The following is a 16828-nucleotide window of genomic DNA, read 5'->3' as shown; positions in this document are numbered from 1 at the left end:
GCCTGCGGCTAATAGGCCGTGCTAATCCACAGCCGCCGGATGTAGTTCTTCCCTCCCGGCACGCCAGCGACACAACCGGGCACTTGCGCCTAATCGGCCGTGACCGCGGTTTTCTGGCTATGGGGACAGGAGCGTGGTCGCCTGGCAGGCTCGAGAGAGATTTTATTGGCGCAAATCTGCCATTTTTGCGCCCAATAGGCCGTCCCAAAACGTTCCGCAGGTGCAATTTTGCGGCTAATAGGCCGTGCCAGACCCCTCAAGCAGAGATGACTTGCGGCTAATAGGCCGTGTCCAATCTGCCAACCCGCGGCGCCTTGCGCCCAATAGGCCGTACGCCTATCCCGCGACTTTCTTAAAACTCAGGGCCTTAGATGCGATGCCGCGAGCGACCCGCCGCCGCGGGTGCCTGGCGGACTCATAGCGGGGGTCGTCGAGGGCCAGCTGGTCTCGCTTCAGGAAATGGACGATCTCCTCCCCCTCCTCGTTCTTGTGCAGCATGGTCGTGTATTCCGGCAGGGAGTCGGCTTCGACCACCTTGCGGACGTCGATGGCGAAATCCGAGAACCGCGAGGCTGAGCCGGACTTCTCGTAGAGCTGACGCATGGTGAACTGCCAGCCGCCTTCCTGCTGCCCGGCGTGCTTGCGGGCCACGCGATAGAGCCAGCGTTCGATGCCCCCGGTGAGCAGGAAATAATCCTCGTGGATGGTGAGCACCCCGCCCTTCATGAGGATCCCCTCGTAGAGCCAGTCGGGGAGCGTCATCGTCATCCCGATCGTCTCGCCGGTCTTCTCGTCCGTCACCTCCGTCCAGCTCTCCAGCCAGTGGAACGAGGCGGCCTTCTTCTTGCCCTCTCCCCGGATGTTGGTGCGCACGGCGGTGTGGGTCAGCCTCTCGAGGGCGGCGCGAAGGCGGAGGTAATGCTCCCCGCCCGTCGCCCGGCGAATGGACTTCAGCAGGTTGTGCGGATGGAATCGGACGACGCGGCTGGGCGTCTGGCCGCGGTCGAGGGCCTCGGTGATCTGCGTCGAGGCCCAGATGAGGATGTCGGCGTCCCAGATGGTCGCGAGCCCGAATTTCGGATTGGCCGAGACCTCCACCCAGACGTCGCCGACGTGGTATTCGATGGGCGTGTAACGCGGCTTCTTGGCCAGGCTGAAGAAGGGCCGCTCCATCGTGTCGCGCTGGTCGCGGATCGGGATGTCCGCGAAGTTGGCGGCGAAAAGGTCGGGCTGGTGGTCGCCCTTGGGCGGGAGGCGTTTGGTCATGGTCCTGTCGAATCAATGCATCCGGCGACCGCGCTGCGACTCGCATGGGAGGGGGCCCCCGGCGTCAGCAGCCGATCGCCTCGCGAACCATAGACCAGTCTCGCAGTCGTATCAATCGAAATGCGCCCGGGCGACGGCTTTCGCCGCTCACCTCGGCTCATCACGTCGGAGGCCCCTCGCCTCGCGGCTATTTCAGGTAGCCGTTCGAGCGGAGCCAGGGCTCGACCGCCTGTTCGAGGATGTCCTGGAGCGTGTTGGGCTCGACGCCGGCGAGCTGGCGTTCGAGCGAGGCGCGCTTCAGCGCGGCCGAAAAGTCGGACCTGATGCGCGTGCTCAACGGGACGCGGGAGAGCGCGGTCGCCGCGGTCGGGGTAGCCATCGGCGTAGCGGCCTGCGAGGCCTCCGAGACTTCCCTCTTGAAGACGAAGGCCTTCTCGGCCTGGGGATCTACGGCGGGGCCGGTGCTCTTGAGTCCTTCAACTAATGCGCGTCGTTCGCCCATGGGTCCCTCCTTCACGCGACTGCTACTTTCTTCGACTTGATCGAGGACGGCTTCCGGCCCCTGTTCCTGACGGCCCCCGGCAGGATCTCGCGGAACAACAGGTCCACCTCTCCGGCAGCCTCCTGGGCCCGCGAACCCAGATTCCAGACGACGGAGCCTTGCCCCGGGGCGTCGGCGTAGACCTGACGCAAGACGAGGGCCCGTGTGGCCAGGGGAAGGTCGAGCGCCGCGGCGGCGTCTTTCATGTCCTTGGTCAGCCGGTAGTTCTTGCCGATCATGCTCAGCACGATCACGGCCTCGGGCTTGCCGGCGCGGATGTCCTGGGCCTGGCGGAGCACGTCGGTCGCCTTGGCGAGCGCCCGCACTTCCAGCATGCTGGCCTTGCACGGCACGATCGCGAGGTCGGCGCGGAGCAGCAGGGCGCGGCTGGTCTCCGTCTGGCTCCCCGGCCCGTCGGCGACCACGAAATCCGTCTCCTGGCACAGCTGAGGCAGGTCGTTCAGGATCATGTCGGGGCTGTCCAGCCGGACCGCCCTCACCTCGGGAACGGCCTCGCGGACCCATTCCGATGAGGACTGCTGGGTGTCGCAGTCGGCCAGCGTGACGCGGTGGCCCTGCTTGTGGAGCCAGGCCGCCAGGTGGACGGCCAGGGTGGATTTACCTACGCCGCCCTTGGAATTTGCTACAACGATAATCATGATCTACCGTTTAATTGATTTCCTTCCGGCTGGCAAGCATAATGTGCAGCCGGATGACAGTCCGTCCGGCTTTCAGGCCAGCCAGCAAGAAAGCAAACCAGCAAGTAAGGCGGCAAGTCCCTCCCCGCCCAATACCGACCTCGCCCGCCGGTCGACGGCTGGGGCAACCAAGCAAGCCAGCCTGAAAGACAGAAAGTAAGACGGATGGATGGATGGAAAGCAAGCCAGCCAGGTTTCCTTCCGTCCGTCATGATGAATCGGCCTTTTAAGCGCAAGTCATTCTCGCCCGAAGGCAGCGAGCTTGCGAGACAGTATGCCAGGCTGAAAGAAGGAAAGCACGAAATCAAGCCAGCCGGACAGCAAGCCATCTTGCAGCTGGCATCCCTACGAAAGCTCCGCTGCTTGCCTGATGGCCGTCTGGCAAGAAAGAAAGCCGGATGGCATGCAAGCTGTCCGGAAATAATAATGAAATCCAGAGGTCCGAATGATTGTTGCTCACAGGCGCAGTCTGGCAAGACAGAGTGAAAGGGGGCTTTCATGAAAGAAAGTCAGAAGACCGGAAAGCAAACAATCCGGCCAGCCTCCTGATTGCAGGTTCGGTTGGCCGTGACTCGCCAAATAGCATCCGCCGCCAGGGCGCGGACCCGCGGACCGTCCGAGAACATGCAGTCAGATGGAGCGACGCGAGAGCGAGACGGCTTGCCAGACTGCAAGAACGCCGGAAAGAAAGCAAGAAAACAGGCTGGCTTTCCGTCATGAAATCCTGTTTTCACGGTGAAAAGCACCCTAAGCACTGCTTAGGGAAGATGTCTGACAGCAACAGATAATCCTGCCCTCAAATCAGTCAGTTGACTGAACGAGGGCCGGGCAGGACCGGCGGAAGGTGGGAGGAGTCGCGAATCCCGACTTCGGCAGTGGCCAGGTAGGCAACTGACCGGCTGTGTCATCCTGGCACACCAAGCAGCGATCGGGCGGACGACTCCGACTGATGTCGTCGCTGGGGGGAGGGGGCAACCTCGGATTGCCGCCCGCTCATTCCCATGCAGGCGGAGGGGAGTATGGCCGGGCGCTTCGCCCGGCCACGCGGTTCAGACGAGGGGCAACGGCTGGAAATCAGCGTCGAGTAGTTCCTTGGCCCAGTCCTCGGCGAGGGTCGCTTCGGCCGCCTCGATCTCGGCCCGGAAGGCCTCCAGGGCTTCCGGGTTGATCCGGCAGCTCGCCCGTTCGGCGATGATGGTCAGGGCGTGATAGACGCCGAGGAGGCGGTTGCCGCGGCCTTCGATGTGATACTTGGGATCTTCGGGCCTGAAGGCCCCGTCGAAGAACCCTTCGGCGCGGGCCTTATCTTCGAGGTGGTTCATCCAGTCGCCTAGGCGGCTGGCGGCGCAGCGGATGTCGTGGAAGCGTCGCTTGGGGGTTCCCGTCATGATCGGTCTCCTTTCGTCTCGGGTCACCGGCCGCGCCAATCGCGGCCGGACGGCACGGCGGACAAAGCTGCCCGAGCCCGGTGCGTAAGCGTACCGATCAAGCGAAAGGCCGAGGCTCCCGAAGGGAAACGGCCTTGGCAGCTTGAGCGGACCGGCGGCGGCTTTACGCCTGCCCTGACGAGGCCGCGGGGTGCGGCGCGGCCTCGAACGGGCGGGAGACCGGGGTGAGGGGAGTCAGAACAGCGTTCCCTGGACCTCGTCGCCATCCCCCTCGCGGGAGTGATGGGCCAGCGAAGGCTTGCGGTCGGCCGCTGCCGGTCCGGCCGGGTGCGACGGGTGGTCCGCGGGCAATCCCGAGCAATGGCGGCATCCCGTCCCGGCCGGCGTCTCGATCGGCTCGAACCCGGGGCAGGCGGCGGCGTCGGCACGCTCGGCGGCGCGATAGCGTTCCGCGTGCATCGCCCCGGCCGGGTGGCCGCTGGGGCGTTTGCAGCGTGCCCCGGGCTCGGCGTGGCATTGCGGGCATTGGGTGACGTGCGGGCAGGTGCCCCGTGCCTGCGGACCGCAACCGCACGGCGACGGGCGAGGCCGCCGTGCGGAGCGGGTGCGGGTCATCCCTGCACCCCCTGCGGCTGCAAGCCGTGCAGGAAGTCCACGGCTTTCTGGGCGTAGGCGGCGGCCTGGAAGATGGCCCGCTTGTCCTCCCTCAGGACCTTGAGCCAGTGGTCGAGATAGCTCGCGTGGTCTTCGCGGGGCTCCGGCGTGATGCCCAGGTCGCAGGCCAGGAAGGCGGCCCCGATCTCGGCGACCAGCTCTTCGCGGGCATAGCCCTCGTCGCCGAACCGCTTGCGGCCGAAGTCGCGATCGAGCCTCGCCGGGTGCTTCGTCCAGTGGGCCACCTCGTGGGCGAGGGTGGCGCAATAGCTCTCGGCGTCGCGGAACGACTCGAAGGGCGGCATCTGGACATAGTCCGCCTCGGCGGCATAGTAGGCCTGATTCCCGCCGTGGCGGATCTCGGCCCCGGTGTTGGCGAAGAACAGGTCGGCCGCCTCGACCCTCTGCATCGGGTCGAGTTGCGGCGCGGCGACGGCGTGGAAGTGCGGCGGGAGTCCCTCGATCTGTTCGGCGTTGAAGACGGTGTAGCCCTTCATGAAGTAGATGTCGCGCTCGGCCTCCTCGCCGTCCTCGCCGGCCTCGGTCCGGGTGATGCGGTCGGCGTAGACGACCAGCGAGCCCTTGGCCCCCTTCTTCACACTCGCCCCGAAGTCCTTGGCCTGGTTGAAGGTCATCCAGTAGGGGGCGGCGAAGCCCTGCATCTCGGCCGCCATCCAGAGCATCAGGACATTGACGCCCTTGTAGGGCTGGCCGTTGTGCCGCAAGGGGCGGCTGATCCGGCCCGCCATGTGCTCGGCGTTCCAGGGCTTGAGCCAGGGCCTGACGCCCTTCTCCAGCTCGGCGATGATGGCGTCGGTGACGCGGGCGTAGACGTCGTGGCGTGCGTTCTGCATGGGTCTCTCCTCCGTTGGAACTGTCTGGGTGAATGCGCGCGGCATTCACCCGGGACGAAGGCGAGTCCCGAATCGGGGGGAGGGGCGGTCAAGGACGGGCGAGGCGGGGGGCACCGGCCTGCACAAGCGCCAGCGCGGAAGGTCGGGCGGAGACCGCCTCGGCCGCCGCCGGGACATCCTTGACGGACCCGGGGGATCGCCCCCCGATGTCCCGCCAGCGGGCGTGAGGGCGGCGAAGGCCGGTCCCCGCAGTGGACGGCAACGCAAGTGGACCCCGCGAGCACGCGGCCGGCGTCAGCCGGGGCGGCCGGAACAGCTGCGGGCGAGGTGTTGCACTGCAATATGGCCGGGAATCAGGTAGGCTGCTGGTATCGGAGGGACCCCCCTTCCGCGCAGCTCCTCCCTCCCGGGGACAAGATCATGCCCCGCAACATCCGCATCGATTGTTTCCTGGAGTCCGTGGCGCGTTACCTGGAGGCCAGGGCGGCCGGCGACATGGGCGGGATGGCCGATGCCGTCGCCGAGGCCGAGAGGTGGCTCGCCGAGGACTGGCCGATCGCGCGCATCCGCGAAACAGTCCAGCCCACGGTGGAAGAGTGGCTACGCGACTACGGCCGGCCTTGGGACAAGTCGCACACGCAGCTCGTGCACCGGGTCTCCGCGGCCGTCTTCGCCATGCTCCAGCCCGCGGATCGATCGTGACGCGATCGCCGTCAAGCGGCCGGTTCGAGCGCCGATCGTTCATCCCGCAGGCGATTCTTGCGCGCCAGCTCTTCCTCGAAGTAGCGAAACGCACGCTCCCGCGTGGCCTCCGCGTCGGGGAGGCCTCTGCACTCGAAGGCCAGCTCCACGAACGCGGCGAACGCGCAGCCGTGGAACAGGTCGTCGAGGATCTCGTCCAGATCATTGCTCATGCCCAAGCCTCCGCTGATCGCTCGCGCCTGTATAGCGCCGGCCGGTGATGCGGGCAACGACTTCCTCCGCCTGCTCGCGGGTCTCGAAGTCGCCGATCGCGTGGACGCCCTCGCCGGTGACATGGCCGTACAGCGTCCAGACATCGGCCTCATGCGGCTGGCAGGGCTCGTAGTAGCAACGGCCGGGGACGTCCGGCTCCTGCAGCCGCCGGCAGGGGTTGATCTCGTAGCCGTCGAATCGCGCGGGGTGGCGAGGGGCATCCGCGCCGTGACGAGGGGAGGGGGAGGCCGCCCCTGCCTCGTAGGCGGCCAGCAGGGCGTCCCGTATGCGCCAGACTGCGAGATCGTGGAAATCCAGGCCGTCGGAATGGCGGGGCTCAAGCGTCTCGACGCCGAGATGCTTGCGGGCGATGTCGGCCAGGATGCGGTCGAGTGGTTTCATGGGCGGTTTCCTTTCAGGTGCTGGTTGAATCGTCGGTGATCAGCCGGCGGAGCCTCTCGGTCTTCGCTTCCGGCATCCCGCTCTCGATGCGATCGATGGTCCGCAGCGGCCGCCCGCCGGTATCCTCGTCGAACACGTCCCAGTCCTCGATCACGACGGTGGACGGAACGGTGCTGGACACATCCTCGATCAGGCCGTCCCGGACGGAGATGGCCACGAGGGGATCGCGGCCGCCCGGTCCGGGTCGCGGGCCCTGCTCGAAATCGATGGTGACCGAGCGTTCGTACTCCTCGTCGCCGACCTCATCGACGAGGGCGGCGAGGGTGATCCCGTCGCATTCCTCGACGATCGATGCATCCTCGGCGGTCCGCTCGCGTGCGATCGCGGCGGCCGCCTCCGGGGAATCCGCCTCGATGCCGTCGAAGCGCAGCCGCATCTCGCGGTAGATGTGGACGTTGAACAGTGTCATGGTGAGACTCCTTTCTCGGGTTTGGTTATCGGGTTTTCTCGAAGATCATGCAGACGTCATGAAGGCCGGGGATGAAGCTGGAGCGATAGACCTTCTTGCTGCTGCTCGCGCCGTGGCTGAAGCGGATGATGTCCGTGCAGTGCTGGGCCAGGCCCGCCGCGAAGGCGAGCCGCTTGGTGTGGTAGACGAGGGGGACGTAGCCCGCGTCGCGGTCGCTGTAGTCGCCCATCAGGATGGCGAGCTTGCCGCCGGGCTTCAGGGCCCGGGCCGAGTTGCGGATGAACTGGCCGTAGCGGCGGAGGAAATCCTCCAGCGTCGGTGAGCGCGACAGGTCGCGCGGGTCGTCGGCGTAGAGCTTCTGGCGCCAGTAGGGCGGGTGGGCCCAGATGAAGTCGAACGACTCCGCGGCCGGGGATTGCCGCGGGTCGCAGGCGTCGAAGCCCTCGTGGATGTCGAAGGAGATGCAGGGGACGCCGATCTCCCGGCAGACATCGCGGGCGGTGCCGCTGCCCGTCATCGGGTCGAACACGAGGCCGGGGCGGAAGTAGCGGAGCAGGTCCTTGATCAGGTTGCCGCCGCAATTGCCCGGCCACTTGCGGTCGCCGTACTCGCCGGCGCGGTGGAAATGGTAGAGGCTGGTGAGGTGGGGGACCGGGCTCGCGTTCCTCGGGGCCATCGGCAGCCGGGCGTAGACGGGCTGTGTCGGCTCGTCGCGCCGGATGCGGTGATTGCGACTGATGCGAGCTGCGTAGAAGGGATTGATGATCGCGGTGCTCATGATCAGGCCTCCTTCCCGCCGAGGGCTTCCTTCTCGATCTGCCGCTCCCGGCGCCTGATTGCTCGCCGCAGTCCTGGCTCGTACTGGTCGCCGCGCCAGGAGTTCGAGCCGAACTCCACGTCGCAGTCGACCAGCTTGGCGATGTCGAGGACGGCAACATGGGCGGCCTGGTCGGAGACGACGGCCAGCTTGACGCTGCCCAGCTCTCCGGAGTCGCGGAAGACGATGGCGTGGAACGGTGCACCGCCAATCCCGTTGCGGTGGTAGTCGATGTTGAGGACTCGAATCTTGATGTCGTTGGTCATGGTCTGATTCCTTTCAGGTTGGGGCGGCCTTCCCGGCCGCCCCGGGTGAACGAGCGGTTAGTCCTTCTTCTCCGAGGCGACGCGGAGGGTGATGCGGCCATCGAGCGGCACGGCCTCGAGCTGCACGTTGAAGCCCTTGCCGTCGGAGTGGGGCCAGACGCTCCCGATGCGGGTCCAGAAGCTCTTCTGGCCCTCCCGGTCGCGGACCTGGTAGGCGACGTGGCTCGGGCTCTTCGGGGCGGTGTCGTAATTCTTGCTGTCGGACATGGACGGTTCTCCTTTCTTCGTGATTCCGACCGCGACCATCGCGGCCTGATGTCACCCGGAGAAAAGCCGCCTTGAGCCGGGGCGAAGCGAGCGCCAGCGACCGGGCAAGCGGAAAATTGGGGGAAACCCCAGGGGGAACCGATTTTCCGCTTGAGCGGACCGGCGGCGGCTTTAGGCGTGACATGCCAAAGGCCGCGTGTCGGGGCCGGGAGGCGAGAGGAAAGGACGGACGGGAAGGCAGGCGAGCAATGCGTCACATGGAAGGGTCAACGGCCGAACGCTTCCGGACGAGGAGACCCTGCGGGAGAGGTGTGGACATCCGTGGGGGGGGGGCGGCTTGAGAAGGCCGGCGGGCGGGGCGAGGAGATCGGGCAACCCGCGGCCAGGCGATGGCGCGGGCCGGATAGGATCGAGAAGGGATCGGCGGGATTGAGGCGGGCAGGGCTATGACCTTCCGGCCCCGAGAACCGGAGCGGATCACCGGCACGGCCGATTGGCACCGCGTTTTCGACAATATTGCAAATTGATTGATCAATCAAGGACTCCGGTCGATCGCGTTGCAAGTCGTGGATGGGAAGGAGTTGCGTTCCGGGACGCTTCCCCGAGACTCGAGCGGCACGGCGCGGCCCTCGAATTATCCTGATATCCCGCTCCGCCGCGGCTACCATGGCCGATCCAATCCCGGGGACGTCCTTTCCGATCGCCACCGCTCGCGTGATGCCCTTGATTTCCGCGTTTACGGGCGGGAGAATGGACGCTACGGGGCATTCGGTCCGATCGTGGAGCATTTCCTGATCATGAGAGGTCTGCGGGCGACGAAACCGATACGCATGCTGCTCGCGACCCTCTGCTTGGTCGGCAGCATCGGCTCGTCGCCCGTCATGGGCCACGCCCACGGATTGTCTTCAGCTCCATCCCGCTCCGATCAAGGGTGGTTCGGCCACGAGCACTCCCACGATCGTGGCCTTGAGCAAGACGATGCGGACCACGGCGGTGCTCCCCCGATCGGCGAATCCGTCTTCCACCTCCACGGCGCCTGGTTTGGCATCCCGTTCAGCCTCCCGGCCTCCCCGCAGGGGGCTTCGGGAGAGTCGATCGGTTTCCATCCGGTCTCTGATGCCTGCCTGACATCGGGGGCTATCGCTGCCGCCCGCCTCGGATGGGAGCCCTCCTTCGGCCTGCAAGCCTTGTCGCTTCTTTGGCCCCTCCGCGCGCCTGACGACCCCGCCTCATTTCCCACCACCCCGCCCTCCCTCGGGCTCTGCGATTCGGGCGTGCTCCTGATGCGCTCGGTCTCGCTCCGCTGCTAAAGGCGGCCACCCTCCCGAAGCCCCGTCCGCGGCCCCATGGTGGGCCTCGGCGCGTCCCCCTCATCAGACCCCAGTTCGTTGCCAAAAATCCCGGGCCCGCACCGTCGCCCGTGCTGCAAACGGCGACGCGCCGCTCCCGGATTGGGGCGCGGGTTACCGCCCAGGGCCGGCCGCCGTAGATCCCGGCCTGGCGATCGGCAACCGTATCCGTTCATCTCGGCCCAACGTCTGTCAGGAGGATCCAATGCGGCCTTTCCGGTCTTCCCCCTTGCGCGCCCCCCGGGCCGCCGGGTGGATCTTCGTTGCGGTGATGATTTCGCTTGCGGGCGCTGGCTGCGTCGAGTTTTCGCTCCCCGGGCTCGGGGGCGTGCAGCCGGAGGCGCCGGCCGAAGGGGAGCCCGCGACGGTCGCGGTGACCGATTTCAGCGACAAGTTGGAACTCTTCATGGAGCATCCTTACCTCGTGCAGGGCGCGGGGGCGAAGTTCAACGTCCACCTCACCGTGCTCGAGGATGGCACGCCCATCCGCGGCGGCACGCTCACCGTCGTCGCGACCGGGCCGACCGGCAAGACGACGACCGTCGAGCAGGCGGCGCCGCGGAGCCCCGGCATCTACGGCCCGACGGTCGCGTTCCCGGAGGCCGGCCGGAACGAGATGACCTTGGTGCTCAAGAGCGACCAGGCGGAGGACACGATCCGCGTCCCCGTGACGGTCTATCCGGATGAGGCCGCGGCGACGAAGGCCGCCGAGGCCGCCGGCGACATCGAACCGGAGGGAGTGATCCCGTTCCTGAAGGAGCAGCAGTGGAAGATCGGGCTCGTGACCGAGCCCGTCGCCGAGCGGCGTCTGGTGGAGCGGTTGGTTGTGCCCGGGGAGGTCCGCCCGGCGGCCGGCGCCGAGGCGGTCGTTACGCCGCCGCTCGCCGGGCGGGTCCTGCCACCGCCGGGCGGCGCCTTCCCCCGGGTGGGGGAGCAGGTCCTGGCCGGCCAAGTAGTCGCCGTCATCGAGCCGCCGCTGGCCGGCCCGCCGGGGGTGGCGCTCCTGGCTAACCGGGCGCAGGTCCAGACGCTGGAGACGGAGCTGACCGTCCGGCAGATGGACGTCGAGGTCGAGATCCAGACGGCGAAGCTGGAGCTGGATCAGGCCCGGCTCGTCTACGAGCGCCTGGCGTCGCTCGCGGCGCGGGATGCCGTCCCGAAGAAGGAACTGGACCTCGCCGAGCACGAGATGCACGTCGCCGAGTCGGTCTACGAGGGGAAGCTCCGGCTGCGTCGCCCCTACGAGGAGGCGAGGGCGAAGCTGGTCGCGATGCTGCCCCCGTCGGCCGACGCCCCGGCCGAGGGCGGGCAGCAGGACGGGTCGTCGTCCCCGGCGATGCAGGTCGTGCTGCAGTCGCCGCACGCGGGGACCGTCACCGAGGCCGAAGCGACCCAGGGCGAGTACGTGGGCGTGACCGAGGCCCTGTTCACGATCATCAACCTGGACCGGGTCTGGATCGAGGCCCGGGTCCCGGAGTTCGACCTGGAGCGGGTGGTCGCGGCCCCGTCCGCCGACTTCACGCTCGCCGCCCGCCCGGGGCGTCGCATCTCGATCCTCGGGTCCGAGGGCGGCTCGCTGATCGACGTCGGCTCGGTCGTCGATCCCGACTCGCGCACCGTGCCCGTGCGCTACCAGATCGACAACCCCGACCACGCGGTGCGGGTCGGCCTGTTCGCCGACGTGGCCATCGAGACAGCGCGGGCCGAGGAGGCGCTCGCCGTCCCCGAGTCGGCGATCGTCGACGAGGACGGCCGGCCCACCGCCTATGTGATGCTCGACGGCGAGAGCTTCCAGAGGCGTGACCTGGTGCTGGGGCTCCGCGACGCGGGCTACGTCGAGGTGAGGCAGGGGCTCCAGGAGGGTGAGCGCGTGGCTACCGAGGGGGCCTACGCCATCCGACTGGCATCGGTCTCGTCGGTCATCCCCGAACACGGCCACAGCCACTGACCCTGGAGGGACACCCATGCTCAACGCCATCATCCGCGGGTCGCTGACCAACCGCCTCGTCGTCCTCTTCCTGGCCGTCCTGCTCCTCGCGGCTGGCGGCTATACCGCCGCGACCATGCCGGTGGACGTCTTCCCCGACCTGACGGCGCCGACGGTGACGGTCATCACCGAGGCCTACGGCATGGCCCCCGAGGAGGTGGAGACGCTCGTCACCTTCCCGATCGAGGCGGCCGTCAACGGGGCCTCCGGCGTGCGCCGCGTGCGGTCGGCCACGGCCGTGGGCATCTCGGTCGTCTGGGTCGAGTTCGAGTGGGACACGGACATCTACATCGCGCGGCAGATCGTCAACGAGAAGTTGAGCCTGGTCTCGGGCAGCCTGCCGCCGGAGGTCGAGCGGCCGATCCTGGCGCCGATCTCCTCGATCATGGGCGAGATCCTGTTCCTGTCGCTGACCTCGGACCGCCACAGCGGGATCGAGCTGCGCACGGTGGCCGACACGCGCATCCGCCGTCGCCTGCTGTCGGTGCCGGGCGTCTCCCAGGTCGTCCCCATCGGCGGCGGCGTGAAGCAGTACCAGGTGGTGCTCTCGCCGGAGAGGCTCAAGGCGTACGGGATCGGCGTGGCCGAGGTCGCCGACCGGCTGCGCGAGACCAACCAGAACGTCTCGGCGGGCTTCCTCATCGAGGGGGGGCAGGAGCAGCTCATCCAGGGGATCGGCCGCGTCCGGGACCCGGCGGACATCGCCGACACGGTGGTGGCGGTGCGCGACGGCGTCCCGATCCGCGTCGGGCAGCTCGGGCTCGTCCAGATCGGCGAGGCGATCAAGCGGGGCGAGGGCTCGGCGGACGCCGAGCCGGCGGTGATCCTCGGCGTCCAGAAGCAGCCGGACACCAACACGCTCGCCCTGACCGCGGCGCTCGACGCCACGCTGGACGAGATCGAGGCCACGCTCCCCGAGGGCATGGAGATCGACCGCGACATCTTCCGCCAGGCCGACTTCATCGCGGTCGCCGTGCGCAACGTCGAGGAGGCGCTGCGCGACGGCGGCATCCTGGTGGTCATCATCGTGCTGCTGTTCCTGGCGAACCTGCGGGCCAGCTTCATCACGCTGCTGGCGATCCCGCTGTCCCTGGTGACGGCGGTGCTGGTGCTCAAGGCGTTCGGCGCGACGATCAACACGATGACGCTCGGCGGCATGGCGATCGCCATCGGCGACCTGGTCGACGACGCGATCATCGACGTCGAGAACGTGGTCCGCCGGCTGCGCGAGAACGCCGGGCTCCCCGAGGGCCGGCGGCGCAACCCCCTCGCGGTCATCTACCACGCGAGCGTCGAGGTCCGCTCGTCGGTCGTCTTCGCCACGCTGATCATCCTGCTGGTGTTCCTGCCGATCTTCTTCCTGGGGGGGGTCGAGGGGCGGATGCTGCGGCCCCTTGGTGTCGCTTACGTCGTGGCGCTGTTCGCCTCGCTGGTGGTCAGCCTGACGATCACCCCGGCGCTCTGCTCCCTTCTGCTGCCGAGGAGCCGCGCCATCCTCGGGGGCCGCGAGCCGCTCGTGGTGCGGGCCCTCAAGTGGGCCTACGGCCGGGTCCTGGGGCCGACACTGCGGCACCCGTGGGCCGTGCTGGTCCCCGCCCTGGCCCTGCTCGTCGTCGCCGTGGCGGCCATCCCCTTTCTCGGCCGCGCGTTCCTGCCCGAGTTCAACGAGGGGGCGCTGACGATCAGCGCCGTCACGCTGCCGGGCACCTCGCTCCCGGAATCGGACAAGCTCGGGCGGGTCGTCGAGCGCGTGCTGATGGCGCACCCGGAGGTGACGGGGGTCGCGCGCCGGACCGGCCGGGCCGAGCTGAGCGAGCACGCCCAGGGGGTCGAGGCCGCCGAGCTGGACGTGTCGTTCCGGCTCGGGGAGGGCCGCAGCAAGGAGGAGTTCCTGGCCGAGCTACGCCGCGACTTCACCCTGGTGCCGGGGATGAGCATCGTCATCGGCCAGCCGATCTCGCACCGGATCGACCACATGCTCTCGGGCACCCGGGCCAACGTCGCGGTGAAGATCTTCGGCGAGGACCTGTACAAGCTGAGGGCCCTGGCCGAGGACGTCCGGCGGGAGATGGCGGCGGTACCCGGGGTGGTGGACCTGGCCGTCGAGCAGCAGATGGACATCCCGATCGTGAAGGTGCGCTTCGACCGGCCGACCATCGCGCGGCACGGCCTGACGGTGACGGACGTCGCTGAGGCCGTCGATACCGCGTTCCGGGGGCAGGTCGTCTCCCAGGTGCTGGAAGGCCGCTACGCCTTCGACCTCGTGGTCCGGGTCGGCGACCCCAAGGCGATCGACCGGGAGTCGATCGAGAACCTGCCGGTGGACACGCCCCGCGGGGCGAAGGTCCCGCTGAAGGCGCTGGCGCGCATCGTCCGCAGCACCGGCCCGAACCAGATCAGCCGCGAGAATGTGCAGCGCAAGATCGTGGTCATGTGCAACGTGGCCGATCGCGACGTGATCAGCGTGGTGGAGGACATCCGCGAGCGGGTCGCGGAGCGCGTGCCGATCGGCCGGGGCCAGTACGAGGGGTATTTCGTCGAGTACGGCGGCCAGTTCGAGAGCGCCCAGGAGACCACGCGGCGGCTGACGCTGCTGGGCGTCGCGGTCATCATCGGCATCGGCTTCCTGCTGAACGTGGCCTTCGGCTCGACGCGGGACGCGCTGCTGGTAATGGTCAACCTCCCGCTGGCCTTAATCGGCGGCGTGGTGGGCGTCTACCTCTCGGGCGGCGTGCTGTCGGTCGCCTCGCTGATCGGGTTCATCACCCTGTTCGGCCTCGCGACGCGCAACGGCATCATGATGGTCTCGCACATCCGCCACCTCCAGCAGCACGAGGAGGTCGCCAGCCTGCCGGAGGCGGTCTACCTGGGGGCGATGGAGCGGCTTGCCCCGATCCTGATGACGGCACTGACCGCCGGGCTGGCGCTGATCCCGCTGGCACTGGGCGGCGACAAGCCGGGCAGCGAGATCCAGACGCCGATGGCGCTGGTGATCCTCTGCGGCCTGACGACCTCGACGGCGCTGAACATGTTCGTGGTCCCGGCCCTCTACCTGCGGTTCGGCCGCCCGGCCCCGCCCGTGGAGGGGGCCGAGGGACAGATTCTCGACCTCCCGGGCGGCACGGCGGTCGAGGGCCGACAAGCGTTCTAACCGTCCCGACCTGGTCGCCTACCGGCGCGACGTCCTGCCGGCGACTCAGCAGGTGCTCGAGACCGCCTCGAGGCTTCCAGGCGCGGCGAGGCTGACGTGGTGGGGTTCCTCAACGCCCAACGAGATTACAACCACGTCGGCCGCCCGAACCGGGACACGCTCATCCGGCACCGGCGGAGCATGCTTCGGCTCAACACGGCCGTGGGGCGGCGCATCCTGCACCGAGCCGGCGACCACCGAGCATATTGACACAACACAAGAATTGTGAGATGAAACTTCATGGAAGGGAGCCATCAGCTCGCAACACCGCCGCTGCGGCGAAACCGCGACTTCGGCCTGCTCTTCGCGGCCCAGATCATCTCGCTGCTCGGCAGCGGCGTGACCACCGTGGGCCTCGCGCTGTTCAGCTATCAGTTGACCGGCGGTTCGTCCGCCACGGCCGTCATCGGCAACGCGCTGATGCTGCGCATCCTCGCCTTCCTCCTCTTCTCCCAGCCCGCGGGGGTCATCGCCGACCGCGTGAGCCGGAAGAAGATCCTGATCGCCTCCGACCTGATCCGCTGCGGGCTCCTCGCCCTGTTCCCGTTCATCACGGCGGTGTGGCAGGTCTACCTGCTGATCTTCGCCATCAACGCCGCCACGGCGTTCTTCACGCCGACATTCGAGGCGAGCATCCCCGAGGTCGTGGGCGGAGAGCAATACGTGAAGGCGCTGTCGCTGTCGCGGGTGGCCGTCGACGTCGAGGCCGTCGCAGCGCCCGCCCTTGCTGGGCTGCTCGTCGTGCTCCTCGGGGTGGAATGGGTCTTCTGGTTCGACGCGCTGACTTACCTGGCCTCGGCGGGTGTGGTCCTTGCCGCGAACGTCCCGCAGGCCGGGAAGGACGTCAAGCCGCTCTCGTGGCCGACGTTCCTGGGCGAGATCACGCACGGGATGCGGGTGCTCCTGCGGGAGGCGTCCCTGCGACAGGCATTGACCCTCAGCCTCGCCGAGGCGACGGCGGGGGCGGTCGCCATCGTCGCGACCGTGTCCTACGTTCGGGATGTGCTCGGGCGGGGGGACGCGACGTTTTCGCTGGCCATGGCCGGGCTGGGGCTGGGATCGTCGGTCGCGGCCCTGGCCCTGGGGAGGGCGACGGGTCGTTATGAGCGTGGCGCCGGAGATCCGGCGGTGCTGCACGGCCGGAGGCATCGCTGGGCCTCGCTCGCGATGCTCGCCGGCGGGGGTGTCCTCGGCCTGATCCTCCTGCCGGGCTTCCTCATGCCGCCGCTCGCCCCCTTCGCTGTCCTGTGGTTCCTCAACGGCGCCGGGCAGGCGCTGATCGCAATCTCTTCGTCCACGCTGCTGGCCGAACATACCGCCGAAGCGGAGAGGGGACGGGCCTATGCCGCCCATTTCGCCCTGACCCACGCCTTCTGGCTCGCCACCTATCCGGCGGTCGGCCATTCGGCCGCCCTGTGGGGGGCGCCGGCCACGTTCACCGCGGCCGGCGCCGTATGCCTGCTCATCACCGCGCTCGCCCTGACACTCGGCAGGGGGGATCGCGTCGCCCACCTGCATCGCTGAGCCGGGTCTCGAACTATGTGGCGTCCGTGTCCCGGTGCGGGACATATTCCACAGGCTAAACCGGTGAAATATAACGATAAAACTTGACGCATGCTAATAATGTACATAGCGTGTGCCGCGAGGGCCATGCTCGGACGGCGGGATGGGCCTCTGGCGAGCGACGCCGCGCCCCCTTGCGCTGCGGTCGAAGCGGGCACGCGTA

General features: G+C 68.0%; 18 protein-coding genes. 5 read left to right on the top strand and 13 right to left on the bottom strand.

Going from position 1 to position 16828, the window contains the following annotated elements:
- Window positions 1–336: 336 nt before the first annotated feature.
- The 6 genes from TsocGM_RS01410 to TsocGM_RS01380 form a co-directional block, all read right to left on the bottom strand.
- On the bottom strand, window positions 337–1266 hold the full coding sequence (locus TsocGM_RS01410) for a replication initiator protein A (protein WP_126723534.1): 930 nt from the start codon (window positions 1264–1266) through the stop codon (window positions 337–339).
- Window positions 1267–1453: 187 nt separating this feature from the next.
- Window positions 1454–1768: a hypothetical protein gene (locus TsocGM_RS01405; protein ID WP_126723533.1), complete on the bottom strand. Its 315-nt coding sequence runs from the start codon at window positions 1766–1768 to the stop codon at window positions 1454–1456.
- A gap of 11 nt (window positions 1769–1779) precedes the next feature.
- Complete coding sequence (locus TsocGM_RS01400; protein ID WP_126723532.1) at window positions 1780–2466, bottom strand: ParA family protein; 687 nt, start codon at window positions 2464–2466, stop codon at window positions 1780–1782.
- 1088 nt (window positions 2467–3554) lie between these two features.
- Window positions 3555–3893, bottom strand: coding sequence for a hypothetical protein (locus TsocGM_RS01390; RefSeq protein ID WP_126723530.1), 339 nt, complete (start codon window positions 3891–3893; stop codon window positions 3555–3557).
- Between the two features lie 234 nt (window positions 3894–4127).
- Window positions 4128–4352 carry a hypothetical protein gene (locus TsocGM_RS01385; protein ID WP_126723529.1) on the bottom strand — a complete coding sequence of 75 codons (225 nt, stop codon included), beginning with the start codon at window positions 4350–4352 and terminating at the stop codon, window positions 4128–4130.
- A gap of 152 nt (window positions 4353–4504) precedes the next feature.
- A complete protein-coding gene (locus TsocGM_RS01380) occupies window positions 4505–5401 on the bottom strand; it encodes an ArdC family protein (protein ID WP_126723528.1) in 897 nt (298 codons plus the stop codon).
- Between the two features lie 420 nt (window positions 5402–5821).
- Here TsocGM_RS01380 and TsocGM_RS01375 point away from each other — a divergent pair, with 420 nt between their 5' ends.
- Window positions 5822–6103: a hypothetical protein gene (locus TsocGM_RS01375; RefSeq protein WP_126723527.1), complete on the top strand. Its 282-nt coding sequence runs from the start codon at window positions 5822–5824 to the stop codon at window positions 6101–6103.
- An 11-nt stretch (window positions 6104–6114) separates the two neighbouring features.
- On the opposite strand, the gene TsocGM_RS01370 is transcribed toward TsocGM_RS01375, so the two are convergent.
- From TsocGM_RS01370 to TsocGM_RS01340, 7 genes are all read right to left on the bottom strand, one after another.
- Window positions 6115–6315 carry a hypothetical protein gene (locus TsocGM_RS01370; RefSeq protein ID WP_126723526.1) on the bottom strand — a complete coding sequence of 67 codons (201 nt, stop codon included), beginning with the start codon at window positions 6313–6315 and terminating at the stop codon, window positions 6115–6117.
- Window positions 6305–6757: a DUF6900 domain-containing protein gene (locus TsocGM_RS01365; RefSeq protein ID WP_126723525.1), complete on the bottom strand. Its 453-nt coding sequence runs from the start codon at window positions 6755–6757 to the stop codon at window positions 6305–6307. Before TsocGM_RS01365 ends, TsocGM_RS01370 begins: the two co-directional genes overlap by 11 nt.
- A 13-nt stretch (window positions 6758–6770) precedes the next feature.
- Window positions 6771–7226 (bottom strand): hypothetical protein, encoded by a 456-nt coding sequence (locus TsocGM_RS01360; RefSeq protein WP_126723524.1) that lies wholly within the window; start codon window positions 7224–7226, stop codon window positions 6771–6773.
- Window positions 7227–7251: 25 nt separating this feature from the next.
- Window positions 7252–8004, bottom strand: a complete 753-nt coding sequence (locus TsocGM_RS01355; protein ID WP_126723523.1) for a TRM11 family methyltransferase — start codon at window positions 8002–8004, stop codon at window positions 7252–7254.
- Window positions 8005–8006: 2 nt separating this feature from the next.
- Window positions 8007–8309: a hypothetical protein gene (locus TsocGM_RS01350; protein ID WP_126723522.1), complete on the bottom strand. Its 303-nt coding sequence runs from the start codon at window positions 8307–8309 to the stop codon at window positions 8007–8009.
- 57 nt (window positions 8310–8366) lie between these two features.
- Entirely contained in the window at window positions 8367–8576 is a 210-nt protein-coding gene (locus TsocGM_RS01345) for a hypothetical protein (RefSeq protein WP_126723521.1), read from the bottom strand.
- Between the two features lie 905 nt (window positions 8577–9481).
- A complete protein-coding gene (locus TsocGM_RS01340; protein ID WP_126723520.1) occupies window positions 9482–9682 on the bottom strand; it encodes a hypothetical protein in 201 nt (66 codons plus the stop codon).
- Window positions 9683–10196: 514 nt separating this feature from the next.
- Here TsocGM_RS01340 and TsocGM_RS01335 point away from each other — a divergent pair.
- The 4 genes from TsocGM_RS01335 to TsocGM_RS01325 all read left to right on the top strand — a co-directional run bounded on the left by TsocGM_RS01335 (window position 10197) and on the right by TsocGM_RS01325 (window position 16626).
- Window positions 10197–11873 carry an efflux RND transporter periplasmic adaptor subunit gene (locus TsocGM_RS01335; RefSeq protein WP_126723519.1) on the top strand — a complete coding sequence of 559 codons (1677 nt, stop codon included), beginning with the start codon at window positions 10197–10199 and terminating at the stop codon, window positions 11871–11873.
- Between the two features lie 16 nt (window positions 11874–11889).
- The gene (locus TsocGM_RS01330) at window positions 11890–15063 is read left to right on the top strand and encodes an efflux RND transporter permease subunit (RefSeq protein ID WP_126723518.1); all 3174 of its coding nucleotides are present in this window, start codon (window positions 11890–11892) and stop codon (window positions 15061–15063) included.
- Between the two features lie 96 nt (window positions 15064–15159).
- Complete coding sequence (locus tag TsocGM_RS25710) at window positions 15160–15312, top strand: hypothetical protein (RefSeq protein WP_233578157.1); 153 nt, start codon at window positions 15160–15162, stop codon at window positions 15310–15312.
- Between the two features lie 30 nt (window positions 15313–15342).
- On the top strand, window positions 15343–16626 hold the full coding sequence (locus TsocGM_RS01325; RefSeq protein ID WP_126723517.1) for an MFS transporter: 1284 nt from the start codon (window positions 15343–15345) through the stop codon (window positions 16624–16626).
- The last annotated feature ends 202 nt before the right edge of the window (window positions 16627–16828 follow it).

This window comes from Tautonia sociabilis (assembly GCF_003977685.1).
Classification (GTDB): domain Bacteria; phylum Planctomycetota; class Planctomycetia; order Isosphaerales; family Isosphaeraceae; genus Tautonia; species Tautonia sociabilis.
Note: the sequence above shows the minus strand (reverse complement) of the source record. Positions and strands in the feature narration are given on the sequence as shown.

Coding starts and splice junctions, on each gene's coding strand:
- TsocGM_RS01380 (WP_126723528.1), bottom strand. CDS start 5,401: ATGCAGAACGCACGCCACGACGTCTACGCCCGCGTCACCGACGCCATC.
- TsocGM_RS01370 (WP_126723526.1), bottom strand. CDS start 6,315: ATGAGCAATGATCTGGACGAGATCCTCGACGACCTGTTCCACGGCTGC.
- TsocGM_RS01325 (WP_126723517.1), top strand. CDS start 15,343: ATGGAAGGGAGCCATCAGCTCGCAACACCGCCGCTGCGGCGAAACCGC.
- TsocGM_RS01365 (WP_126723525.1), bottom strand. CDS start 6,757: ATGAAACCACTCGACCGCATCCTGGCCGACATCGCCCGCAAGCATCTC.
- TsocGM_RS01340 (WP_126723520.1), bottom strand. CDS start 9,682: ATGGAAACCGATCGACTCTCCCGAAGCCCCCTGCGGGGAGGCCGGGAG.
- TsocGM_RS01355 (WP_126723523.1), bottom strand. CDS start 8,004: ATGAGCACCGCGATCATCAATCCCTTCTACGCAGCTCGCATCAGTCGC.
- TsocGM_RS01330 (WP_126723518.1), top strand. CDS start 11,890: ATGCTCAACGCCATCATCCGCGGGTCGCTGACCAACCGCCTCGTCGTC.
- TsocGM_RS01375 (WP_126723527.1), top strand. CDS start 5,822: ATGCCCCGCAACATCCGCATCGATTGTTTCCTGGAGTCCGTGGCGCGT.
- TsocGM_RS01405 (WP_126723533.1), bottom strand. CDS start 1,768: ATGGGCGAACGACGCGCATTAGTTGAAGGACTCAAGAGCACCGGCCCC.
- TsocGM_RS01390 (WP_126723530.1), bottom strand. CDS start 3,893: ATGACGGGAACCCCCAAGCGACGCTTCCACGACATCCGCTGCGCCGCC.
- TsocGM_RS01410 (WP_126723534.1), bottom strand. CDS start 1,266: ATGACCAAACGCCTCCCGCCCAAGGGCGACCACCAGCCCGACCTTTTC.
- TsocGM_RS01350 (WP_126723522.1), bottom strand. CDS start 8,309: ATGACCAACGACATCAAGATTCGAGTCCTCAACATCGACTACCACCGC.
- TsocGM_RS01360 (WP_126723524.1), bottom strand. CDS start 7,226: ATGACACTGTTCAACGTCCACATCTACCGCGAGATGCGGCTGCGCTTC.
- TsocGM_RS01345 (WP_126723521.1), bottom strand. CDS start 8,576: ATGTCCGACAGCAAGAATTACGACACCGCCCCGAAGAGCCCGAGCCAC.
- TsocGM_RS01385 (WP_126723529.1), bottom strand. CDS start 4,352: ATGCACGCGGAACGCTATCGCGCCGCCGAGCGTGCCGACGCCGCCGCC.
- TsocGM_RS01400 (WP_126723532.1), bottom strand. CDS start 2,466: ATGATTATCGTTGTAGCAAATTCCAAGGGCGGCGTAGGTAAATCCACC.
- TsocGM_RS01335 (WP_126723519.1), top strand. CDS start 10,197: ATGATTTCGCTTGCGGGCGCTGGCTGCGTCGAGTTTTCGCTCCCCGGG.